Source organism: Bradyrhizobium semiaridum (assembly GCF_020329505.1).
Classification (GTDB): Bacteria; Pseudomonadota; Alphaproteobacteria; order Rhizobiales; family Xanthobacteraceae; genus Bradyrhizobium; species Bradyrhizobium semiaridum.
Window position 1 is genome coordinate 54,588 of the sequence record NZ_JAGKJJ010000007.1, and the last position, 19,639, is coordinate 74,226.

18 protein-coding genes are annotated in these 19,639 nt (G+C 66.8%); 5 read left to right on the forward strand and 13 right to left on the reverse strand.

What is annotated here, in order from left to right:
* Positions 1-114: 114 nt before the first annotated feature.
* Positions 115-1,020: an alpha/beta fold hydrolase gene (locus J6500_RS10875; protein ID WP_225712695.1), complete on the forward strand. Its 906-nt coding sequence runs from the start codon at positions 115-117 to the stop codon at positions 1,018-1,020.
* 255 nt (positions 1,021-1,275) lie between these two features.
* On the opposite strand, the gene J6500_RS10880 is transcribed toward J6500_RS10875, so the two are convergent.
* Entirely contained in the window at positions 1,276-1,722 is a 447-nt protein-coding gene (locus J6500_RS10880; protein WP_225712696.1) for a nucleoside deaminase, read from the reverse strand.
* 141 nt (positions 1,723-1,863) lie between these two features.
* Here J6500_RS10880 and J6500_RS10885 point away from each other — a divergent pair, with 141 nt between their 5' ends.
* Both J6500_RS10885 and rsmD read left to right on the forward strand, forming a co-directional pair.
* A complete protein-coding gene (locus J6500_RS10885) occupies positions 1,864-3,885 on the forward strand; it encodes a pseudouridine synthase (RefSeq protein WP_225712697.1) in 2,022 nt (673 codons plus the stop codon).
* Between the two features lie 6 nt (positions 3,886-3,891).
* On the forward strand, positions 3,892-4,446 hold the full coding sequence (gene rsmD, locus J6500_RS10890; protein ID WP_225712698.1) for a 16S rRNA (guanine(966)-N(2))-methyltransferase RsmD: 555 nt from the start codon (positions 3,892-3,894) through the stop codon (positions 4,444-4,446).
* A 110-nt stretch (positions 4,447-4,556) separates the two neighbouring features.
* Here the strand turns inward: rsmD and mutL are convergent, their stop codons facing one another.
* A complete protein-coding gene (mutL, locus tag J6500_RS10895; protein WP_225712699.1) occupies positions 4,557-6,377 on the reverse strand; it encodes a DNA mismatch repair endonuclease MutL in 1,821 nt (606 codons plus the stop codon).
* A gap of 216 nt (positions 6,378-6,593) precedes the next feature.
* On the opposite strand from mutL, the gene J6500_RS10900 reads away from it, so the two are divergent.
* A complete protein-coding gene (locus J6500_RS10900; protein WP_225712700.1) occupies positions 6,594-6,902 on the forward strand; it encodes a ribbon-helix-helix domain-containing protein in 309 nt (102 codons plus the stop codon).
* 74 nt (positions 6,903-6,976) lie between these two features.
* On the opposite strand, the gene J6500_RS10905 is transcribed toward J6500_RS10900, so the two are convergent.
* From J6500_RS10905 to J6500_RS10920, 4 genes are read right to left on the reverse strand one after another with little or no spacing between them, the layout of a single operon-like run.
* Positions 6,977-8,545, reverse strand: coding sequence for a GMC family oxidoreductase (locus J6500_RS10905; protein WP_225712701.1), 1,569 nt, complete (start codon positions 8,543-8,545; stop codon positions 6,977-6,979).
* Between the two features lie 18 nt (positions 8,546-8,563).
* Positions 8,564-9,112 carry a gluconate 2-dehydrogenase subunit 3 family protein gene (locus J6500_RS10910; RefSeq protein ID WP_225712702.1) on the reverse strand — a complete coding sequence of 183 codons (549 nt, stop codon included), beginning with the start codon at positions 9,110-9,112 and terminating at the stop codon, positions 8,564-8,566.
* A gap of 31 nt (positions 9,113-9,143) precedes the next feature.
* Positions 9,144-9,539, reverse strand: a complete 396-nt coding sequence (locus J6500_RS10915; protein ID WP_225712703.1) for a VOC family protein — start codon at positions 9,537-9,539, stop codon at positions 9,144-9,146.
* Positions 9,540-9,860 (reverse strand): c-type cytochrome, encoded by a 321-nt coding sequence (locus J6500_RS10920; RefSeq protein WP_225712704.1) that lies wholly within the window; start codon positions 9,858-9,860, stop codon positions 9,540-9,542.
* Between the two features lie 502 nt (positions 9,861-10,362).
* Here J6500_RS10920 and J6500_RS10925 point away from each other — a divergent pair.
* Positions 10,363-10,653 carry a hypothetical protein gene (locus J6500_RS10925; protein WP_225712705.1) on the forward strand — a complete coding sequence of 97 codons (291 nt, stop codon included), beginning with the start codon at positions 10,363-10,365 and terminating at the stop codon, positions 10,651-10,653.
* A gap of 54 nt (positions 10,654-10,707) precedes the next feature.
* Here the strand turns inward: J6500_RS10925 and arfB are convergent, their stop codons facing one another.
* The 7 genes from arfB to J6500_RS10960 form a co-directional block, all read right to left on the reverse strand.
* Positions 10,708-11,127, reverse strand: coding sequence for an alternative ribosome rescue aminoacyl-tRNA hydrolase ArfB (gene arfB / locus J6500_RS10930; protein WP_225712706.1), 420 nt, complete (start codon positions 11,125-11,127; stop codon positions 10,708-10,710).
* Positions 11,128-11,459: 332 nt separating this feature from the next.
* Positions 11,460-12,650: a M16 family metallopeptidase gene (locus J6500_RS10935; RefSeq protein ID WP_225712707.1), complete on the reverse strand. Its 1,191-nt coding sequence runs from the start codon at positions 12,648-12,650 to the stop codon at positions 11,460-11,462.
* Entirely contained in the window at positions 12,647-14,038 is a 1,392-nt protein-coding gene (locus J6500_RS10940; protein ID WP_225712935.1) for a M16 family metallopeptidase, read from the reverse strand. Before J6500_RS10940 ends, J6500_RS10935 begins: the two co-directional genes overlap by 4 nt.
* 155 nt (positions 14,039-14,193) lie before the next feature.
* Complete coding sequence (locus J6500_RS10945; RefSeq protein WP_225712708.1) at positions 14,194-14,925, reverse strand: hypothetical protein; 732 nt, start codon at positions 14,923-14,925, stop codon at positions 14,194-14,196.
* A gap of 103 nt (positions 14,926-15,028) precedes the next feature.
* The gene (lspA, locus tag J6500_RS10950; RefSeq protein WP_225712709.1) at positions 15,029-15,526 is read right to left on the reverse strand and encodes a signal peptidase II; all 498 of its coding nucleotides are present in this window, start codon (positions 15,524-15,526) and stop codon (positions 15,029-15,031) included.
* A 149-nt stretch (positions 15,527-15,675) separates the two neighbouring features.
* A complete protein-coding gene (ileS, locus tag J6500_RS10955) occupies positions 15,676-18,669 on the reverse strand; it encodes an isoleucine--tRNA ligase (RefSeq protein ID WP_225712710.1) in 2,994 nt (997 codons plus the stop codon).
* 427 nt (positions 18,670-19,096) lie between these two features.
* Complete coding sequence (locus tag J6500_RS10960) at positions 19,097-19,624, reverse strand: sugar O-acetyltransferase (protein ID WP_225712936.1); 528 nt, start codon at positions 19,622-19,624, stop codon at positions 19,097-19,099.
* Positions 19,625-19,639: the final 15 nt, after the last annotated feature.

Below are 19,639 nucleotides of genomic sequence, written 5' to 3' on the forward strand. Positions count from 1 at the left end.
TCCTCGTTTGCTGTTGTTGTTGCTTGAACCTGGGGATGGCATAAACCTCGCCTGCGCCAGCGGCAACGCCGAACAAAGTTTGAAGCAGGGCGCGCGACAGGGAAGGAGCCATCGATGCCTGACCTCGCCGATCTTTTTCCCGGCTATGCCTCGGAATGGGTCAACACCTCGCAGGGCCGCATCTTCGCCCGTGTCGGCGGCAAGGGCCCGCCGCTGCTGTTGCTGCACGGCTTCTCCTCGACGCACGTGATGTGGCACACGGTGGCGCCGAAGCTCGACGACGCCTTCACGCTGATCATTCCCGACCTGCCGGGCTATGGCTGGTCCGATATGCCCGACAGCGACGCGAACCACACGCCCTACACCAAGCGCGCCTGGGCGAAGACCATGATCGAGGTGATGGAGCGGCTCGGCCATGTGCATTTCGCGCTCGGCGGCCATGATCGCGGCGGCCGCGTGTCGTACCGGCTCGCGCTCGATCATCCCGGCCGGCTGTCGAAGCTCGCGGTGCTCGATATCGCGCCGACCTATGACTACTGGCAGAAGCTGAACCGGCTGTCGGCGCTGAAGATCTACCATTGGGCATTCTTGGCGCAGCCCGCGCCGTTGCCGGAGACGCTGATCTCCGGGCAGGGCGAGTTCTTCCTGAGAGAGAAGATGGCAAGCCAGACCAAGAGCGGCACGCTGGATGCGATCGATCCGCGCGCGCTGGAGCATTACCTCGCGCCGTTCCGCGATCCCGCGCGCATCCACGCGATGTGCGAGGATTATCGCGCCGGCGCCTACGCCGATTACGAGATCGACAAGGCTGACGTCGACGCCGGCAACAAGATCACGATCCCGATGCTGGCACTGTGGGGCGACGCCGGCGTGGCGAGCGCCGCGACGACACCGCTCGACACGTGGAAGAAATGGGCGACCAATGTCAGCGGCGCGCCGGTGGATTCGGGGCACTTCCTCCCGGAGGAAGCGCCGGATGCGACGGCGAAATTGCTGCGAGAGTTTTTCCTTGCGGGGTAGCTCATAGCTCCATCTCCCGCACCGTCATCCTGAGGTGCTCGCCTCTTTCGGCGAGCCTCGAAGGATGCACGGCCCGGCTGGTGGCCGTCGACCCTTGGAGGCTCGCAAGGGCTCGTACCTCCAGCGACAAAGGCGAAGCCTTTGCGCGGGGGTGACGGGGAGTTGCTGCGCGGTGAATTTGTAGATGCGGATGAGCAAAGCGATATCCGGGATCGGCGTCCCCCCGATATCGCTTCGCTCATCCGGGCGACAGCCTCACCGCCGCTCCCTGAAGAACTCGCGCAATAGCCGCGCGGCCTCAGTCTCGCCGACCGCGCCATACACTTCCGGCACGTGGTGGCAGGTCGGCTGGGCGAAGAAGCGCACGCCGGACTCGACCGCGCCGCCCTTAGGGTCGGCGGCGCCGTAATAGAGCCGGCGGATGCGGGCGAAGGAGATCGCGCCGGCGCACATGGTGCAGGGCTCCAGCGTGACATAGAGGTCGCAATCGACCAGCCGCTCGGTGCCGATGGCCTCCGCCGCCTGCCGGATCGCCAGGATTTCCGCGTGCGCGGTCGGGTCGCGGTCGGTCAGGGTGCGGTTAGCGGCGGTGGCGATCACCTCGTAGCCGCGCACAATCACGCATCCGATCGGAACTTCGCCCGATTTTCCGGCATTTTCGGCGGTTTTCAGCGCCAAATCCATGAAAGAAGGGGCTGACATGCCTCGTATCATCGCAAGAAACCTGCTAGTAGCGTCGCCTTCAGCACGAGTGGATGCCGGTCTTGTACCAGTCGCGCCTCACATGGCGCGCGCCTCGCCGGTTGCCCTGCACCTCAATTGAACGCCCAGGCGAGAACATTCATGCCCCGCGATAGCGACAAACACAACGATTCCCCGCGCGGCGGGCGTGACCGGGGTGGTCCCGGCAAGGGCCGTTCCGGCGGCGGCTCCCGCGGGTCGGACCGGCCGCCCGGCAAACGCGGCTTCGGCGGCAAAGGCGATCGCGACAAGCGTTCGTTCGGCGACAAAAGCGAGGGCCGCTCGTTCCGCCGCCGCGAGGACGGCGGTGGGACGCGCCGCGACTATGGTGACCGGCCGCGCTTTAAGCGCGACGACCGCGAGGGCGGCGACAAGCGCCCGTTCAAGCCGCGCGGCGAGCGGCGCGATTTCGACAAGGGCGACCGCGCACCGCGCGGCGACCGCGGCGATGCGCGTCCCGCAGGGCGGTTTTCCGATCGCAAGTTCGGCGAGAAGCGCTCCTATGGCGATCGCGACCGCGAGAAGCGTCCCTACACGCCGCGTGGCGAGCGCGATGGCGAGAAGCGTTCCTATGCGGCGCGCGGCGAGCGCGCCGAGCGCAAGTTCGACGACCGCAAGTTTTCGCGCGGCGATCGCGACAAGGGTTCGTTCCGCGACAAAGGCGAGGGCCGCCCGTTCCGCCGCCGTGAGGATGGAGATAGTCCGCGCCGCGATTTCGGTGACCGGCCGCGTTTCAAGCGCGATGATCGGGAATTCCGAGGCCGCGACCGCGGCGACGAAAAACCGTGGCAGAAGCGCGATCGCAAGCCGCGCGAGGATCGCGGCGGCGACGAGCGCCCGCGGTTTTCGCGGCCGCGCGACGATCGCGAGCAGGGCGATCGTCCGTTCCGCGAGCGGCCGACATTCAGCCGGCCGCGCTGGGACAAGAACGAGGGCGGCGATCGCCGCGACGGCCGCCGCCGCGAGCGTCCCGAGGGCCGCGCCGACTGGCAGGAGCATCCGCGCAGCGAGGGCCGGTTCTCCGACCGGCCGCGGCGGGATAATGAGGATGACAGCAAGATCTTTGCGAAGCGCCCGGCGTTCGGCGGCCGCGGTGCCTATCGCGAGCGCTCTTACGATGACAAGCGGACGCGCCCCGAGCCGGCGCCGAAGAAGACAGGCGAGCGCATCGCCAAGGTGCTGGCACGCGCCGGCCTCGCCTCGCGCCGCGACGCCGAGGAGATGGTGACGCAGGGCCGCGTCACCGTGAACGGACGCGTGATCAATTCGCCGGCGCTCGACGTCACCGTCAACGACGTCGTGGCGGTCGACGGCACGCCGTTGCCGCCGCGCGAGCGCACCCGGCTGTTTCTCTATCACAAGCCGCGCGGACTGATGACGACGCATGCCGATCCCGAGGGGCGGCCGACCGTGTTCGACAATCTGCCGGAGGGCCTGCCGCGGCTGATCTCGATCGGCCGGCTCGACTTCAACACCGAGGGGCTGCTGCTGCTGACCAATGACGGCGGGCTCGCCCGCACGCTGGAATTGCCCGACACCGGCTGGCTGCGCCGCTATCGCGTGCGCGCGCATGGTGAGGTGACGCAGGCGCAGCTCGATGAACTGAAGAAGGGCGTCGAGGTCGACGGCGTCAAATACGGCCCGATCGATGCGACCTTGGAGCGTGACCAAGGCGCCAATGTCTGGGTCGAGTTCGCGATCCGCGAAGGCAAGAACCGCGAGGTGCGCAACGTGATGGCGCATCTCGGCCTCGAGGTGAACCGGCTGATCCGCATCTCCTACGGCCCGTTCCAGCTCCGCGAGCTCGAGGAGGGCAAGGTCGAGGAGGTCAAGACGCGGGTGCTGCGCGAGCAGCTCGGCGAGAAGGTCGCAAAGCTCGCCGGCGCCGATTTCGCCCGGCCGGAGCAGCGCGAGGCCGGCGACGACGACGCGCCGCGGGGCAAGAAGCCGGCCGCGAAGCGCGCGGTGATCAATGACCGCAAGGGCCGCCGCGTGCTGGTGCAGCGCACCGGCAGCGAAGAGGCGCGCGCCCGCAACGAGGACGAAGCGAGCGGCTACGGTCCGCCGCGCCGCCCCAAGCGCGGCTATCACGGCAAGCGCGATCTCAAGCCGCGGGACGAGTAGCTGACGATGCGTGTCGTCGGGGGCAGGCTGAAGGGCCGTAATCTCGCGTCGCCATCGGGACGCGAGATCCGGCCGACCGCGGATCGCTTACGCGAGTCCGTGTTCAACATCCTGATTCATGCCTACGACAATCCGATTCTGGACGCGCGGGTGCTCGACCTGTTCGCCGGCACCGGCGCGCTCGGCATCGAGGCGGTCTCTCGCGGTGCGAGGTTCACGCTGTTCGTCGACAATGGCGCCGAGGCGCGGGCGCTGCTCCGAAACAATGTCGAGTCGCTCGGGCTCGGCGGCGTGACAAAAGTCTATCGCCGCGATGCCACAGATCTCGGCCCCGCGCATCCTGTCGAGCCGTTTTCGCTGGTGTTCCTCGATCCGCCCTATGGCAAGGGTCTCGCCGGCAAGGCCCTCGTCTCGCTGCGCGACGGCGGCTGGCTGACGCCGGGCGCGCTGCTGGTGGTGGAGGAGGCGAAAGCTGCGGCGTTCACAGCGCCCGAGGGATTCGAGGAGCTCGAGCGCCGCACGTATGACGACACGGAGTTCGTGTTTCTGCGCAGCGCGTGAGGCCGCACCAAATTCCGCCGTTATCGCCCGGCTCGACCGGGCGATCCAGTATCCCAGAGACGGTTGTGATTGAGCCGACAGGCTGGGCGATGACAGCTGAATTCCCGGCGCTACCTTCGCCCGAACAGCTTCTCGATATCGCTCAGCTTCAATTCCACATAGGTCGGGCGGCCGTGGTTGCACTGGCCGGAGTTCGGGGTGTCTTCCATCTCGCGCAAGAGCGCGTTCATCTCTTCCGCCTTGAGGCGTCTGCCGGCGCGCACTGAGCCGTGGCAGGCCATGGTGGCGGCGACGTGCATCAGACGGCGCTCCAGCGGCAGCGCCTCGTCCCACTCCGCCATGTGTTCGGCGAGATCGCGCAGCAACCCGGCGGCGTTGGCCTTGCCGAGCAGCGACGGCGTCTCGCGCACCGCGACGGCGCCGGGGCCGAAGGAATCGATCGCCAGTCCGAACGAGGCCAGCTCCATGGAACGATCGAGCAGCTTCTCGACGGTGGCTTCGTCGAGCTCGACGATCTCGGGGATCAACAGGATCTGCCGCTGCACGCCGTTCTTCGCCAGCGAGGCCTTCAGCTTCTCATAGACGATGCGCTCATGCGCGGCGTGCTGGTCCACCACGATCAGTCCGTCGCGGGTCTGCGAGACGATGTAGGTCTCGTGGATCTGGGTGCGCGCGGCGCCGAGCGGGCGGTCGAGCATGTCGGCGCTCGGCGCCGCCTCGAAGCGCACATCGGCGGTCGGCGCGCCGACATCGAACGCGGCCTGTCCGGGCTCGGCGAAGGCGGCCGGGTCCGCGCCATCGAACGAACGCACCGGGTTGACCGGATAGGTCGGCGAGCTGCGCCAGTCCCAATTGCCGGGGCGCGGCGGCGGCGTGAAGGCGGGGCGGAAGGCCGACAGCGCGGCGCCGTCGGCGGCGTTGGCCGCAGTGCGCTTGCCTTCGCGCGCCAGGCCCTCCTTCAGCGCATGCACGATCAGCGCCCGCACCAGCCCGGCGTTGCGGAAGCGCACCTCGGTCTTGGCCGGGTGCACGTTGGCGTCGACCTCCTGCGGCGGGCAGGTGACGAACAGCGCCACGACCGGATGGCGGTCGCGCGGCAGATAGTCGGAATAGGCGGCGCGCACCGCGCCCAGGATCAGCTTGTCGCGCACCGGGCGGCCGTTGACGAACAGATACTGCCCGAGCGCATTGGCGCGGGTCAGCGACGGCGCGGCGGCAAAGCCCTCGACCGTGACGCCTTCGCGCTCGGCGCGGACGTCGATGGCGCAGGCGCGGAAGTCGGCGCCGAGAATGTCGCCGAGCCGCGTCAGTCTTCCGGCGGCGCCGGGCAGCGCCGCGGCCCAGGTTACCGGCGCACGCTCCTCGCCGGCCAGCGAGAAGGCGATGTCGGGCCGCGCCATCGCAAGCCGCCGCACCACCTCGCGGATCGCTTCCGCCTCGGTGCGGTCGGTCTTGAGGAATTTCAGCCGCGCCGGCGTCGCGTAAAAGAGGTCGTTGACCTCGACGCGGGTGCCTTGGCCGAGCGCCGCCGGCATCACGTCCGATTTCTCGCCGCCTTCGACTGACAGCGACCAGGCATGCGGCTCGCTGGCATGGCGCGTGGTGATGCCGAGCTTCGCCACCGCGCCGATCGACGGCAGCGCCTCGCCGCGAAACCCGAGGGTCCGGATGCGCAGCAGGTCCTCGTCGTCGAGCTTTGAGGTGGCGTGGCGGTCGACCGCAAGCGACAGGTCGGCATGGGTCATGCCGCTGCCGTCGTCGGTGATGCCGATCCGGCGGCGGCCGCCGCCATCGGTGAAGACGTCGATCCGGCTGGCGCCGGCGTCGATCGCGTTCTCGACCAGTTCCTTGACCACGCTCGCCGGGCGTTCGACCACCTCGCCGGCGGCGATGCGGTTGACGACCTGTTCGGGAAGCTGGCGGACGGGCATGGCAGGCGTTCAGGTTCGATTCGAGAAGTGCCCCATTCTAGAGGGCCACGCCGGCAAATGCATGGGGCGGCACGCCTCAGCTGGGGATGATTGGGGCCTATCGCCTTGAGGAGGCTCATCTTCACCCCGCTCGGGCTACGCCCTACGTGGCGATTGTGAGGGCCCGCGCGCGGGTATATCGTTTAGAAAAATTATAAATCCCGCCGGAGGACCGCCATGTGCCACCTGTTCGCGCACCAGCCGCAACGCAACTATGAATCGCAGACCCGATCGCTGCGGATCGGCGGGCACTGCACCTCGATCCGGCTGGAAATGTCGTTCTGGGACACGCTGGAGGAGATCGCTGCGAAGGAGGGCATGAGCCTCGCCAAGTTCCTCACCACGCTGCATGACGAGGTCCTCGACCATCATGGCGAGGTCAACAATTTCGCCTCGCTGCTGCGCTGCTGCTGCCTGATCTACCGTTCGCAGAGCACGACCGCTACCGTGTTCCCGCGCGAGGCGATCCTCGACGCGGCCGAATAGCGAACCCGATATCGCAGACAAAAGCGGCTCCGTCCGGTCGGGACGGAGCCGCTTTCATGTTTGACCCGCGCGTTTCAGATCTCCTTGCGCTGCATCGCGCCGGCGATGTGGTCGGCCTGGCGGATCGCCAGCGACACGATGGTCAGCGTCGGATTGCAGGCCGCGCCCGAGGTGAACTGGCTGCCGTCCGAAATGAACAGGTTCTTGATGTCATGGGTCTGGCCGAACTTGTTGCAGACGCCGTCGCGCGGCTTCTCACTCATCCGGTTGGTGCCCATGTTGTGCGTGCTCGGATAGGGCGGCGTCGGATAGGTCACGGTGGCGCCGACCGCCTCATAGACCGCTGCGCCCTGCTTGTAGGCGTGATCGCGCATCGCGACGTCGTTCGGGTGATCGTCGAAATGCACGCTCGCCACCGGCATGCCGAACTTGTCCTTGATCTTCGGGTCGAGCGTGACGCGGTTGGTTTCCTGCGGCATGTCCTCGCCGACCAGCCACATGCCGGCCATCCGCGGATAGCCCTCCATCGCTGACGTGAAGGAGCGGCCCCAGGCGCCGGGATTGAGGAACGCCGCCATGAACGGCAGACCGAGCGACAGCGTCTCCATCTCGTAGCCGCCGACGAAGCCGCGCTTCGGATCGTTCCTGGCCTCGTCGCGGATGATGCCGGCCATGGTGGTGCCGCGATACATGTGCACCGATTTCTCGAACGTCGCATAGACGCTGCCGGTCATGTGCCGCATGTAGTTGCGGCCGACCTGGCCGGACGAGTTGGCGAGCCCGTCCGGGAACATGCTGGAGGCGCTGTTGAGCAACAGCCGCGGGCTCTCGATCGAGTTGCCGGCGACCGCGACCACGCGGGCCTTCTGGCGCTGCATCGCGCCTGACGCGTCGGCATAGACCACGCCGGTGACCTTGCCGGATTGGTCATGCTCGATCTTGATCACCATGCTGCCGGGCCTCACCTCGAGATTGCCGGTGGCTTCGCCCTTCGGAATCTCGGTGTACAGCGTCGACCATTTGGCGCCCGACTTGCAGCCCTGGAAGCAGAAGCCGATCTGCTGGCAGGAGCCGCGCCCGTCGCGCGGCTCGCTGTTGATCGCCATCCGCCCGGTGTGCACCTCCTTATAGCCGAGCTTCCTGGCACCGGCTTCCATGACCTTGAAGTTGTTGTTGCCGGGCAGGCCGGGAATGCCGTTGGTGCGGGTGACGCCCATCTTGTCCTCGGCCTTGGCGTACCACGGCTCCATCTCGGCGAGCGTGATCGGCCAGTCGATCAGATTGGCGCCGGGGATGCCGCCATAGGCCGACTTGATCTTGAACTCGTGCTCGTCGAAGCGCAGCGAGGCGCCGGCCCAGTGCACCGTGGAGCCGCCGACTGCCTTGACGATCCATGCCGGAACGCTCGGGAAGTCGTGGGCGACGCGCCAGCTTCCCGACGTGGTGCGCATGTCCGACCAGGCGAGCTGGCTGAAGCTGTCCCACTCATCGTTGATGAAGTCCTGGTTCTCGATGCGCGGGCCGGCTTCCAGGATCACGACCTTGACGCCCTTCTGCGCCAGCTCATTGCCGAGCGTTCCGCCGCCGGCGCCCGAGCCGACGATGACGACAACGCCGCTGTCATTCAGATCGAATTTTGCCATTGTTTCCTCCCGATCCGTTCAGGCCTTCGGCAGCCAATCGATGTCGGCAAAGCCGCGCTTGATGTAGCCGCCGTGCTCGGCGGAGGAGCCCTCGTAGCCGAACCGCGGCCACACCTCTTTCTGATTGTAGAGCGAGACGACGAGGTCGCCGCGGATCTTCTGGAAGAACGCGCTCGGCTCGATCTTCTGCAGCAGCGCGACGCGATCGTTCTCCCAGGCGACCTGGACGTAAGGCACTTTGTGGCGGTCGTTGGCCTCCTGGTCGAGCCGCGCGACGCCGTCGCTGATCAGCGCCTTGAGCGCCGGATCCTTCGCCGCCTTGTCGTCCCACGGCTTGACCGCGGTGATGTAGTAGCTGTCGCCGAGGAAATCGTGCGGATAGATGTCGCGCGCCATCTTGAGCAGCGTCTTCATCTGGGCGGGCGACAGCGTCTTCGCGTCGTCGGCCCATGCATCGGTGATGCCGAGCCCGGTCGAGGTCGCGATCGCGACCGCCGGTGCGGTTGCGGCCGCGCCTTTGAGAAACATGCGCCGGTCATATTTGCTGCGTCGATCGATTTCTCTCATGGGTTCCTCCGTAGATTGTTTTGTCGTTGAATTAGCCGAAGCGCCCGCCGCGCTGGATCACCTCGATCTTGTAGCCGTCGGGATCGGAGACGAAGAAGAAGCGTGCCAGCGTCTTGCCGTCATGTTTGAAGTCGCGCAGCGGCCCGGGCGACAGCTTCTCCTGTTCGAAGCGCGTGTGCTCGGAATCGACGTCGTCGACGATGACGGCGAGATGGCCGTAGCCGTCGCCGAGCGTGTACGGCTGCTTGCGATCGAAATTGACCGTCAATTCGACCTCGAACGGCGAGGAGGGATGGCGCAGATAGATCAGTGCGAAATCCGGAAATCTCAGATTGTCCGCGACCTCGAGGCCGAACGCGCGCTTGTAGAAGTCGAGCGCCCTGGCCTCGTCGAGCACGCGGATCATCGAATGAACGGGTTTGGCCATTCAGTTCAGCTCCTTCAGATAGGCGATGATCAAGGCGCGGGTTTCCGGCCTGGCCTGCCGGTAGGCCATCACGGTGCCGGGGATGACCTCCTGCGGATTGTTCAGCCAGGCGTCGAGATGGGCGTCATCCCAGACGAAATCGGCCTTGGCGAACCCCGCGGAGTATTTGAAGCCGTCGGCCGCGCCGGCGTGGCGGCCGACGACCTTGTAGAGCGACGGTCCCTGCCGCACCGGATCCGATGTGTTGGTGGTGTGGCAGGTTGCGCATTGCTGCTTGAACAGCGTCGCGCCGTCGGGGAGCTTCGCGGCGGGCAGGGGCATCTGCGCAGCCACGACGTGCACGGCTGATATTGCGCCGCAAAATCCCAGCCCGACCGTCCACCTCGCGCGCCGCATCGCCATGCTCGTTCCCCGCATCGGATGAAACTGTAGGGCGCGGCTATCCGGTGGTGGTAGTAGCCGGCTGTTTCACCGGAACAATGCGAAGCCGGCTTGTCGGCGCGGCGACGAGAAGATGGCGGCGGTGGATCGTGATGCGGCTGCGAGGCGATCGCTTCACGACTCATCTCCTTGTTCGAGCGTCGTCTTTTCGCGGAAGCGCGCTCTGCTACCGCGCGTCATCCGCGCGCGATCACGCCGCATATGTGAAGCGCATTTCCGCGAAATGGTCGCGAAAACCCTGCACGATCTCCACACCACGCAGCTTGCATGGCGTCCGCGCCGTTTGCGATGTCGTCAATTCGCGTGTGTGGCAGGTCGGGCGCTGCAGACGGCGCCAGCAACCGTCGAACTGTCCCACGCGAGCAAGATCCAGGAGCAATGGATGAAATCAGCGAAGACTTTCGCGGCCGCGTTTGCCATGTCGGCACTGCTGGCCGGCCCGGTGCTGGCGCAGGGGATGTCGACCCAAAGCCAGACTCGCGGCGGCAGCACCATGCAAGGCGCGCCGTCGGGCGGAGCTGACGAGGAACTCAATGCCCAGACTGGCGCGCCGGCCGAGCGGGGCGCTGCCACCGCCAAGAGCGGCGCCAAGGGCACCGTGGGCGCCGGTGGCAGCGGTACGCGCAGCAAGGCGACCGGTTCCGAAATGGCGCCTGGAACGAAGAAGTACTGAAGCCTGTCGGCCGGATGCAGCGCGCCCCGCATGCGCTGCATCCGCGCCGCGCCGTCAATCGTCGAAGCCGCTTCTGCCGCGCCCCGCCTTGACATCGCTGCGGCGCTTCTTGCCCTCGAGCCGGCGTTGCTTGGAACCGAGCGTCGGCCTGGTCGGCCGCCGCGGCTTCGGCCGCACCATCGCCTCGCGCAGAAGCTCGAGCAGCCGCTCGATCGCATCGGCGCGGTTGCGCTCCTGGGTGCGAAAGCGAAACGCCTGGATCACGATCACGCCGTCCTTGGTCATGCGGCTGCCGACCAGCTGCGCCAGCCGCTGCGCGGCATCCGGCGGCAGCGCGATCTTGCGCGTGTCGAAGCGCAGCTGCGCCGCGGTCGAGACCTTGTTGACGTTCTGCCCGCCCGGCCCGGAAGCCCGGACAAAGACGATCTCGATGTCGTTCTCGTCGATTGCAAGATCGCGGGAAACCCGCAGCATGGCAGCACCAGGGAGGAGGAATCGGTCGGTGGCAATGTAGCGGGTTTGCGTGGCGGATGCTGCGTTGATGCAGCGTTGGGTTACGTCCGCGGCCGGTGTGCGCGGCTTACCCCTCTCCCCAACCCTCCCCCGCAAGGGGGGAGGGAGCCCGTCCGCTGGTACGTCCCTGACTCTTGCGCTTCGAGCCCTCGTGCTGAGAGAGCCGGGAGTCAATGTGAGGTGAGCACACGTCTCAGGCTCCCTCCCCCCTTGCGGGGGAGGGTGGGGAGAGGGGTGGCCGCAGCGGTGGTGTGTAGAACACCCGGTCGCGGAGCACGTAATGTCGACGCGCGTCAGTTCGCCTTCAGCGGCGACGTCACCGGTTGCGCGGCGGCCTGCGGGCTGCGGCCGACGATCACGGTGAGCAGGCCGTCGCCCCACAGCTTCTTCGCGACCCGCCTGGCGTCGTCGAGCGTCACCGCGTCGACGATGGCGTTGCGCTTCTCGATGTAGTCGATCGGCAGCCTGTCGAGCTGGTATTGCAGCATCGCCTGCGCCAGCTTGGAAGAGGTGTCGAGCGCCAGCATCTGCGAGCCCTTCAGATAGGACTTCGCCTCATCGAGCTCCTGCTGGGTCGGGCCTTCGGTGGCGATGCGGCGGATCTCGCTGTCGATCGCATCGACGGTCTCGCCGGCGCGGTCGGCGCGGGTGCCGGTGTTGCCGATGAACAGCGCCGAGTGTTCCATCCAGACCAGCGCCTCGTAGATCGAATAGGCGAGGCCGCGCTTCTCGCGCACTTCCTTGTAGAGCCGCGACGACAGCCCGCCGCCGCCGAGGATGTGGTTGACGACATAGCCCGCCATGAAATCCGGATCGTGGCGGCGGATGCCGGGGCCGCCGAAGGTGACGACGGTCTGCGGCACGTCGAGCGGGATGAAGGCGCGCTGCGGCGGCTTGGCCGCCACGACATCGGGCACCGGGGTCAGATCGGCCTTCGCCGGCAGGTCGCCGAAGGTCTTGTCGAGCAGCTTGCCGAGCGTGTCGGGATCGACGTCGCCGACCACGGCGACGCGCAGCGTATCCTTCGCGATGTTGCGGCGGACGTAGTCCTTGAGATCGGCGATCTCGATCTTGGGCACGCTGTCGAGCGTGCCGGTGGCGGCGCGGCCATAGGGCTTGAGCATGCGCAGCGAGCCGCGGAACTGGTCGCGGGTCGACTGGAAGCTGAGCTCGATGGCGCGGCGGTCCAGCCGCTCGTGATAGGATTTGGAATCGAGATCGCCGGAGCCCTCGTCGAGCAGGTCGGCGACCAGATTGCCGACGCCGGGCTTGCCGGGCGGGTCCTGGCTGGCGCCGCCGCCGAAGGCATATTCCATCGCGATCAGCGGCACGGTGGCGTCCTGTACGAACCAGGCCTCGATGCCGCCCGGCGAGACCAGCCGCTGGATCTTGGCCGCGGCCTGCGAGGGCGCGGACGACAGCGTCAGCAGCGCGGCGCAGGCGCCGCCGATCAGCGCCGCACGGCGGGTGAGGGAATAGATCACGAGCGCTTCTCCTCGCGTTTCGGCGCAGTATCCTTGATCAGATAGCCGGTCACCGAGCGCTTCCCGTCGAGCCATGCGGCCGCGGCGGCACGGACCTGCTCGGCGGTGACGGCGCGGATGCGGTCCGGCCAGCTCCTGATGTCCTCGATGCTGAGCCCGGTGGTCAGCGCCCCGCCATACCAGCGCGCCAGCGTCGCCTGGTTGTCCTGGGCGTAGATCGCTTCCGCGATCAGCTGGGTCTTGACCCGTTCGAGGTCCTCGGCCTTGGCCGGGTTCTGCGCGAGGTCGGCGATCACCTTGTCGATGGCGTCCTCGATCTGCGCAAACTCGACGCCCGGCTTCGGCGTCACCGAGATCGAGAATTGCGAGGGATCGAGTGCGGTGCCCTGGTAGCCGGCGCCGGCCGAGATCGCGAGGCCCTTATCGATCACCAGCGAGCGGTAGAGGTAGGAGTTGGCGCCGCCGCCCATCAGCTGCGCCAGCACGTCGAGCGCCTGGCTTTCGCCTGCGGCCGCCGTGGTGGCCGACGGCACGAGATAATAGCGGCGCAGGCTCGGCTGCTCGACGCGCGGGTCCGACAGCGTCACGCTGCGCGGCGCCGCCGGCGTCGGCTCCTGCGGCCGCACGCGCTTCTCGGGGATCGCGCGCTGCGCGGGGATCGGAGCGAAATTCTTCTCCACCAGCGGCCGGACGTCCTTCAGCTCGACATCGCCGGCGATGATCAGGATCGCGTTGTTCGGGGCGTAGAAGCGCTTGTAGAAGGCCAGCGCGTCCTCGCGGTCGAGCTTCTCGATCTCCTGATGCCAGCCGATCACCGGCCGGCCGTAGGGATGGTTGAGATAGAGCGCGGCCATGATCTGCTCGGTCAGCCGGGCGTCCGGATTGTTGGCGACGCGCATGTTGTACTCTTCGAGCACGACGTCGCGCTCGGGCAGTACGTTCTCGTCCTTGAGGATCAGGCCGGTCATGCGGTCGGCCTCGAACTCCATCATGGTCGGGAGTTGCTCGCGCGGCACGCGCTGGAAGTAGCCGGTATAGTCGACCGAGGTGAAGGCGTTCTCGTTGCCGCCGACCCGCAGCACGGTCTGCGAGAACTCGCCGGCCGGGTGCCTGGCGGTGCCCTTGAACATCAGGTGCTCGAGGAAGTGCGCCAGCCCGGACTTGCCGGGCGTCTCGTCGGCGGAGCCGACCTTGTACCAGATCATCTGGGTGACAACCGGCGTGCGGTGATCGGGGATCACTACGACCTGGAGGCCGTTATCGAGCGTGAAGCTGGCCGGGCGTTCCGAGGTGACGGTGGTCTGGGCGCGCAGGCCGGTGGTCGAGAATGCGACCGTAGACGCAAGGACGGCGAAGACAAAGGCTACCGATCGGCGTGAGGACATCATCATCCTTGTTGCAGTCCGGCCCAGCCGACCGGGGTTGAGAGCGCGGCATCATACGCGGCGCCGATTGCGCCGGCCGTCACGAAACAGGGAGACCGGAGTTCTCCGGGATCACACGATTGCAAGGTCGAGCGGCCGCGGCCGAAACGCCGAAGCGACTACTGCAACGGCTTGCCGGTCTGGATGTCGTATTGACCTTCCTGCCCGATCGGCTTCATCGGTCCGGTGCCGTAGGCGAAATTCGACGACGGCGTCTGGTAGCCGGGCGGCGGCTCGGTCAGGCTTTCGCGGGTCGGCTCACCCTTGAACGGCTTGGATTCGGTGTTGGTTCCCTTGAACATGCCCATCAGGCCGCCGGTATAGCCGAGCTGGCTCGGCGACAGCGAGGGATTGTTGGTTACGCCCGGTTCGACCGGATCCTTCCGGTCGCGGTCGGAGGCGGACTGCTGCATGCGGCCGGCCTCGATCTCGGCCCGGGTCAGCGGCACCGCCTGCTGCCACGGCTCCTTCTTGACCTCCTTCTTGCGGGCCTCGATCGCCGCCTTGCGCTTGGCGATATCGGGGTCCTTCGGCCAGTTCGGCGCATTGGCCTGGGTGGCCGATGCAGGCGCCGGCAGATCGAGTTTCGGTGGCACCACCAGCGGCGAGCGCTCGCGGTAATCGATGTCCTTGTTGGCCATGCTCTTGGCGCCCAAGCCGGTCATCAGATTGTCGATGATCCGCTCCTCGAAGGTCATGCCATCGTCGCCGTCATCGTCGTCGCCGGCGCGCACCGGGCCGGCGGTCATGACAAGGCCGATCCCGGCCGCGACGAAGGCCAGGCGCACGCCGCGCAGCAGCGCCGTCCGGGATGTCTCGCTCAGGTCGTTGCGGGCCTTGGTGTTGCGCATCGCGCCATTCCCATTTTCAAAATTCGGTAAGGCGTTCACTGGCTTAGGCACAGTTCCGCCACAGGCAGCCAGTCCACGGCCGATCGGCTCGTATCTGCCCGGATCAGGGCGCTTTTGCGGCGGGTACCCCCAGCACGGAATCATACAATAGTGCTGCCACGCCAGCAACGATCGCCACATCGGCGAGGTTGAACACGTACCAATTGAAGGTCTTTCCGGCGATCTCGATGTGAAGCAGGGCAAAGTCGACCACGGCCCCGTAGGCGAAGCGGTCGATGCCGTTGCCGACGGCGCCGCCGATGATCAGGCCGAGGGCGACCGTGGCCAGCCAGGTCCGCGACCGCGCCATCCAGATCGCCAGCGCGATCACCGCGGCCGCCTTGATCCCCATCAGCGCGATCTGGGCCGCCGGGCTCTCGCTCTGGAACCAGCCGAAGCTGATGCCGGGATTCCAGGCCAGCACCAGGTCGAGGAATGGCGTCACCCGTACCGGCGCGTGGCGGGCGATTTCCAGTCCGTAGAGCAGCCAGAGCTTGGAGGCCTGATCGGCGATCAGGGTGATGACCGCCGCCAGCAATCCGGCGCGAACGGGAGGGCTCATTGCAGCCCCACCCTAGCCGTCGTCCCGGCGAAAGCCGGGACCCATACGCCGTGTCGAGTGTTGTTTGAATGACTCGGGGTCATCAACCTTCGTCCATTCTAGGCAGCGGTGGTTATGGGTCCCGGCCTCCGCCGGGACGACAGCGAATGCTAGACGCCAACCCCCAGCGCCTTCCATTCGCGCAGCGCCTTCGCGTCGCGCGGCGAGACGTCGGGATAGTCAGGGTCCTCGCCGACCGTCGGCAGAATCTTCCACGACCGCGCGCATTTGGTGCCGACCGCCTTCTCGACCACCACGGCAACGCCGGGCACGCCGTCGAGACGGAAGGCGCCGGCCGGCGCCTCGCCCTCGCGCACCTCGTAGCTCGAGGTGATGCAGACCTCCGCGAGGTCGACGTCGAACAGGACAGCCAGCGTGTCGCGGTCGGCGACGTAGATCACCGGCGAGGCCTCCAGCGAGGAGCCGATCCGCTTGGCGGCGCGTTCGAGCTCGAGCGCGCCGGTGACGACGCGGCGCACGTTGCGGATGGTCTCCCACTTGGCGGCGAGCGCGTCGTCGCGGAACTGCTCGAGACCTTCCGGGAACAGCGTCAGGTGCACCGAGGGCTCTGCGTTCGGCCGGTACATCCGCCAGGCTTCATCGGTCGTGAAGCTCAGGATCGGCGCCAGCCATTTCAGGATCGCGTCGCACAGCATGTCGATCGTGGTCAGCGCCGCCTTGCGCGCCACCGAGGACGGCGGATCGCAATACAGCGTGTCCTTGCGGATGTCGAAATAGAACGCCGACAGCTCCGAGTTCATGAATGCCGCGAGGCCCGCGACCACGGTCTTGTAATCGAACTCGGCATAGGCCTTCCGGATGGTCTCGGCATGGCCGGCCAGCTCATGCAGCATCAGCCGCTCGAGCTCGGGCATCTCGCTAAAGGCGACCTTCTCGCTCGGCTTGAAGTGATGCAGCGTGCCGAGCATCCAGCGGATCGAGTTGCGCAGCTTGCGATAGGTCTCGATGGTGTTCTTCAGGATCTCGGGGCCGATGCGCTGGTCGTCGGCATAGTCGGTGGCGCAGACCCACAGGCGCAGGATATCGGCACCGGAATCCTTGATCACCTTCTGCGGCTCGACGGTGTTGCCGAGCGACTTCGACATCTTGCGGCCGTTCTCGTCGAGCGTGAAGCCGTGGGTCAGCACGATGTCGTAGGGCGCGCGGCCGCGCGTGCCGGCGCTCTCCAAGAGCGACGAGTGGAACCAGCCGCGGTGCTGGTCCGAGCCTTCCAGATACATCACGGTGTCGTTGCCGCCGTCGATCTTGCGGACGATGTTGCCGAGCTGCGGAAAATTCTGGCGGTCCTCCAGCACGAAGGCGTGCGTGGAGCCGGAATCGAACCAGACGTCGCAGATGTCGTCGACCTTCTTCCAGTCTTCGCTCGCGCGCGCGCCGAGGAAGCGCTCGCGGGCGCCGTCCATGTACCAGGCGTCAGCGCCTTCCGCCATGAACGCCTCGGTGATGCGCTGGTTGACGACCTCGTCCTGCAGGATCTCGGCCGAGCCGTCGCCCCTCTCGCGCACGAACACGGCGATCGGCACGCCCCAGGCGCGCTGGCGCGAGATCACCCAGTCCGGACGGTTGGCGATCATGCCGTTGATGCGGTTCTCGCCGGCCGGCGGCACCCACTGCGTCACCGAGATCGCATGCAGCGCGCGGGCGCGCAGCGTGTCGCCCTTCTTGGCATGGCCGTTCTCCGCGATCGGCTTGTCCATCGCGATGAACCATTGCGGCGTGTTGCGGAAGATCACCGGCTTCTTGGAACGCCAGGAATGCGGATACTGGTGCTTGAGGCGGCCGCGCGCCAGCAGCATGCCGCCTTCGATCAGCGCCTTGATCACGGCCTCGTTGGCGTCGCCCTTCTCGCCCTTGTCGGTGATCACGCGTTTGCCGATGAAGCCCGGGGCGTGCGCGGTGTAGGCGCCGTTTTCGTCCACCGTGTAGGGGATTGCCGTCGAGATGCCGCGGGCGTCGAGCTCGCGTGCATTGGCCATCCAGACATCGAAGTCCTCGCGGCCGTGGCCGGGCGCGGTGTGGACGAAGCCGGTGCCGGTGTCGTCGGTGACATGGTCGCCGGCGAGCAGTGGCACGGTGAATTCGTAGCCGCCACCGACGCCGCGCAGCGGGTGGGCGCATTCCACGGCATCCAACGTGTCGCCGGGGATGTCGCACACCTTCTCGTAGGCCGTGACGCGCGCCTGCTTGAACACTTCGGCGGCGAGCGCGTCGGCGAGGATCAAGAGGTCGCCCGTCTTCGCCCAATTGTCCGCCGGCGCATCGGTCACCTTGTAGAGGCCGTAGGCGATCTTCGGCGAGAACGAAATGGCGCGGTTGCCGGGCAGCGTCCACGGCGTGGTGGTCCAGATCACGACCGAGGCGTTGGCGAGCGCGCCATGCGCCGGCGAGGTGACCGGGAATTTCACCCACACCATGTCGGAGGTGTAGTCCTCATACTCGACCTCGGCCTCGGCGAGCGCGGTCTTCTCGACCACGCTCCACATCACAGGCTTGGAGCCGCGATACAGCGTGCCGTTGGCGGCGAACTTCATCAATTCGCGCGCGATCTGCGCTTCGGCCGGATAGGTCATCGTCTGATAGGGATGATCCCAATCGCCGATGATGCCGAGCCGCTTGAACTCCTCGCGCTGCACGTTGATCCAGTGCGTCGCATAGGCGCGGCATTCCTTGCGGAACGCGACCATCGCGGCGGAATCGCGGAAGTCGGGCTTCGGCTTGCCCTTGGAGCGGTAGTTCTCCTCCTCGATCTTCCATTCGATCGGCAGGCCGTGGCAGTCCCAGCCCGGCACGTAATTGGAGTCGAAGCCGAGCATTTGCTGGCTCTTGGTCACGACGTCCTTGAGGATCTTGTTCAGCGCGTGCCCGATATGGATGTTGCCGTTGGCATAGGGCGGCCCGTCATGCAGCACGAATTTGGCGCGGCCCTCGGCCTCCCGGCGCAGCCGGTCGTAGAGGCCGATCTCGTTCCAGTATTTCAGGATTTCCGGCTCGCGCTGCGGCAGGCCGGCGCGCATCGGGAATTCCGTCTGCGGCAGGTAAAGGGTCTTCGAATAGTCGTTGGCGTTTTGCGGCTTGTCGGACATGAAAGCTCTGATTTGGCAGGTGCGGGCGCGGATACGCGATCAATCGCGGGTTAAAACGGCAAAGTCCCGGTCTTGCGCCGAGCCTTCAGGCTCAGGCGGAAGCCGGGCCGGTAATCCGTATGATGCGCCGCGAAAACATGGGGTTTCCATAGCAGCCAAGCGGGGAAATCGCAAAGGCCCCCGGTAGCCCGACGGATTGCTCCGAGGGACCGCCCCTCCAGCGGGATGAAGGTTAGGTTCAATCGGTTTGACCGCGGGTTCGGTGCACCTCTCCCCGACGGGGAGAGGTCGGCGCGAAGCGCCGGGTGAGGGCTCTTGCTCTCTCGATAGACCGTAACCCCTCACCCGATTTGCTGCGCAAATCGACCTCTCCCAAGGGAGAGGTGGACCTCGCCGCGGCTCCGGCTCAACCCAATCGCATCCCGCTCTACGCAGCCCGCGGCCGGGCCGGGTTTCCCGCCACGGTCGCGCCGGGGGCGACGTCGCGCGTCACCACGCTGCCGGCGCCGACCAGTGCGCCGTCGCCGATCGTCACCCCGGGCAGGATGATGGCGCCGCCGCCGATCCAGACGTCGCTGCCGATCCGGATCGGCCGGCCGAATTCGAGCCCAGTGCGCCGGGTCTCGGCGTCGCGCGGATGGTCGGCGGTATAGATCTGCACCGCCGGGCCGATCTGGGTGCGGTCGCCGATCACGACCTCGACAACGTCGAGGATCACGCAGTTGAAATTGAGGAACACACCGTCGCCGAGGCTGATATTGGTGCCGTAGTCGCAGAAGAACGGCGGCCGGATCACGGCACCTTTGCCGACTCGTTTGAGACGTTCGCGGAGCAGGGCGTGCCGTTCTGATATCGGCGATGCCAGCGCCGCGTTGTAGCGCACCATCCACACCTTGGCCGCGGCCTGATCGGCGGCGAGTTCATCGTCGGTGTAATAGAGCTCGCCCGCGAGCATCTTTTGCTTTTCGGT

Coding starts and splice junctions, on each gene's coding strand:
- J6500_RS10945 (WP_225712708.1), bottom strand. CDS start 14,925: ATGCGCAACACCAAGGCCCGCAACGACCTGAGCGAGACATCCCGGACG.
- J6500_RS10885 (WP_225712697.1), top strand. CDS start 1,864: ATGCCCCGCGATAGCGACAAACACAACGATTCCCCGCGCGGCGGGCGT.
- arfB (WP_225712706.1), bottom strand. CDS start 11,127: ATGCTGCGGGTTTCCCGCGATCTTGCAATCGACGAGAACGACATCGAG.
- J6500_RS10940 (WP_225712935.1), bottom strand. CDS start 14,038: ATGATGTCCTCACGCCGATCGGTAGCCTTTGTCTTCGCCGTCCTTGCG.
- J6500_RS10905 (WP_225712701.1), bottom strand. CDS start 8,545: ATGGCAAAATTCGATCTGAATGACAGCGGCGTTGTCGTCATCGTCGGC.
- J6500_RS10920 (WP_225712704.1), bottom strand. CDS start 9,860: ATGCCCCTGCCCGCCGCGAAGCTCCCCGACGGCGCGACGCTGTTCAAG.
- rsmD (WP_225712698.1), top strand. CDS start 3,892: ATGCGTGTCGTCGGGGGCAGGCTGAAGGGCCGTAATCTCGCGTCGCCA.
- J6500_RS10925 (WP_225712705.1), top strand. CDS start 10,363: ATGAAATCAGCGAAGACTTTCGCGGCCGCGTTTGCCATGTCGGCACTG.
- J6500_RS10900 (WP_225712700.1), top strand. CDS start 6,594: ATGTGCCACCTGTTCGCGCACCAGCCGCAACGCAACTATGAATCGCAG.
- J6500_RS10875 (WP_225712695.1), top strand. CDS start 115: ATGCCTGACCTCGCCGATCTTTTTCCCGGCTATGCCTCGGAATGGGTC.
- J6500_RS10880 (WP_225712696.1), bottom strand. CDS start 1,722: ATGTCAGCCCCTTCTTTCATGGATTTGGCGCTGAAAACCGCCGAAAAT.
- lspA (WP_225712709.1), bottom strand. CDS start 15,526: ATGAGCCCTCCCGTTCGCGCCGGATTGCTGGCGGCGGTCATCACCCTG.
- J6500_RS10915 (WP_225712703.1), bottom strand. CDS start 9,539: ATGGCCAAACCCGTTCATTCGATGATCCGCGTGCTCGACGAGGCCAGG.
- J6500_RS10960 (WP_225712936.1), bottom strand. CDS start 19,624: ATGCTCGCGGGCGAGCTCTATTACACCGACGATGAACTCGCCGCCGAT.
- mutL (WP_225712699.1), bottom strand. CDS start 6,377: ATGCCCGTCCGCCAGCTTCCCGAACAGGTCGTCAACCGCATCGCCGCC.
- J6500_RS10910 (WP_225712702.1), bottom strand. CDS start 9,112: ATGAGAGAAATCGATCGACGCAGCAAATATGACCGGCGCATGTTTCTC.
- ileS (WP_225712710.1), bottom strand. CDS start 18,669: ATGTCCGACAAGCCGCAAAACGCCAACGACTATTCGAAGACCCTTTAC.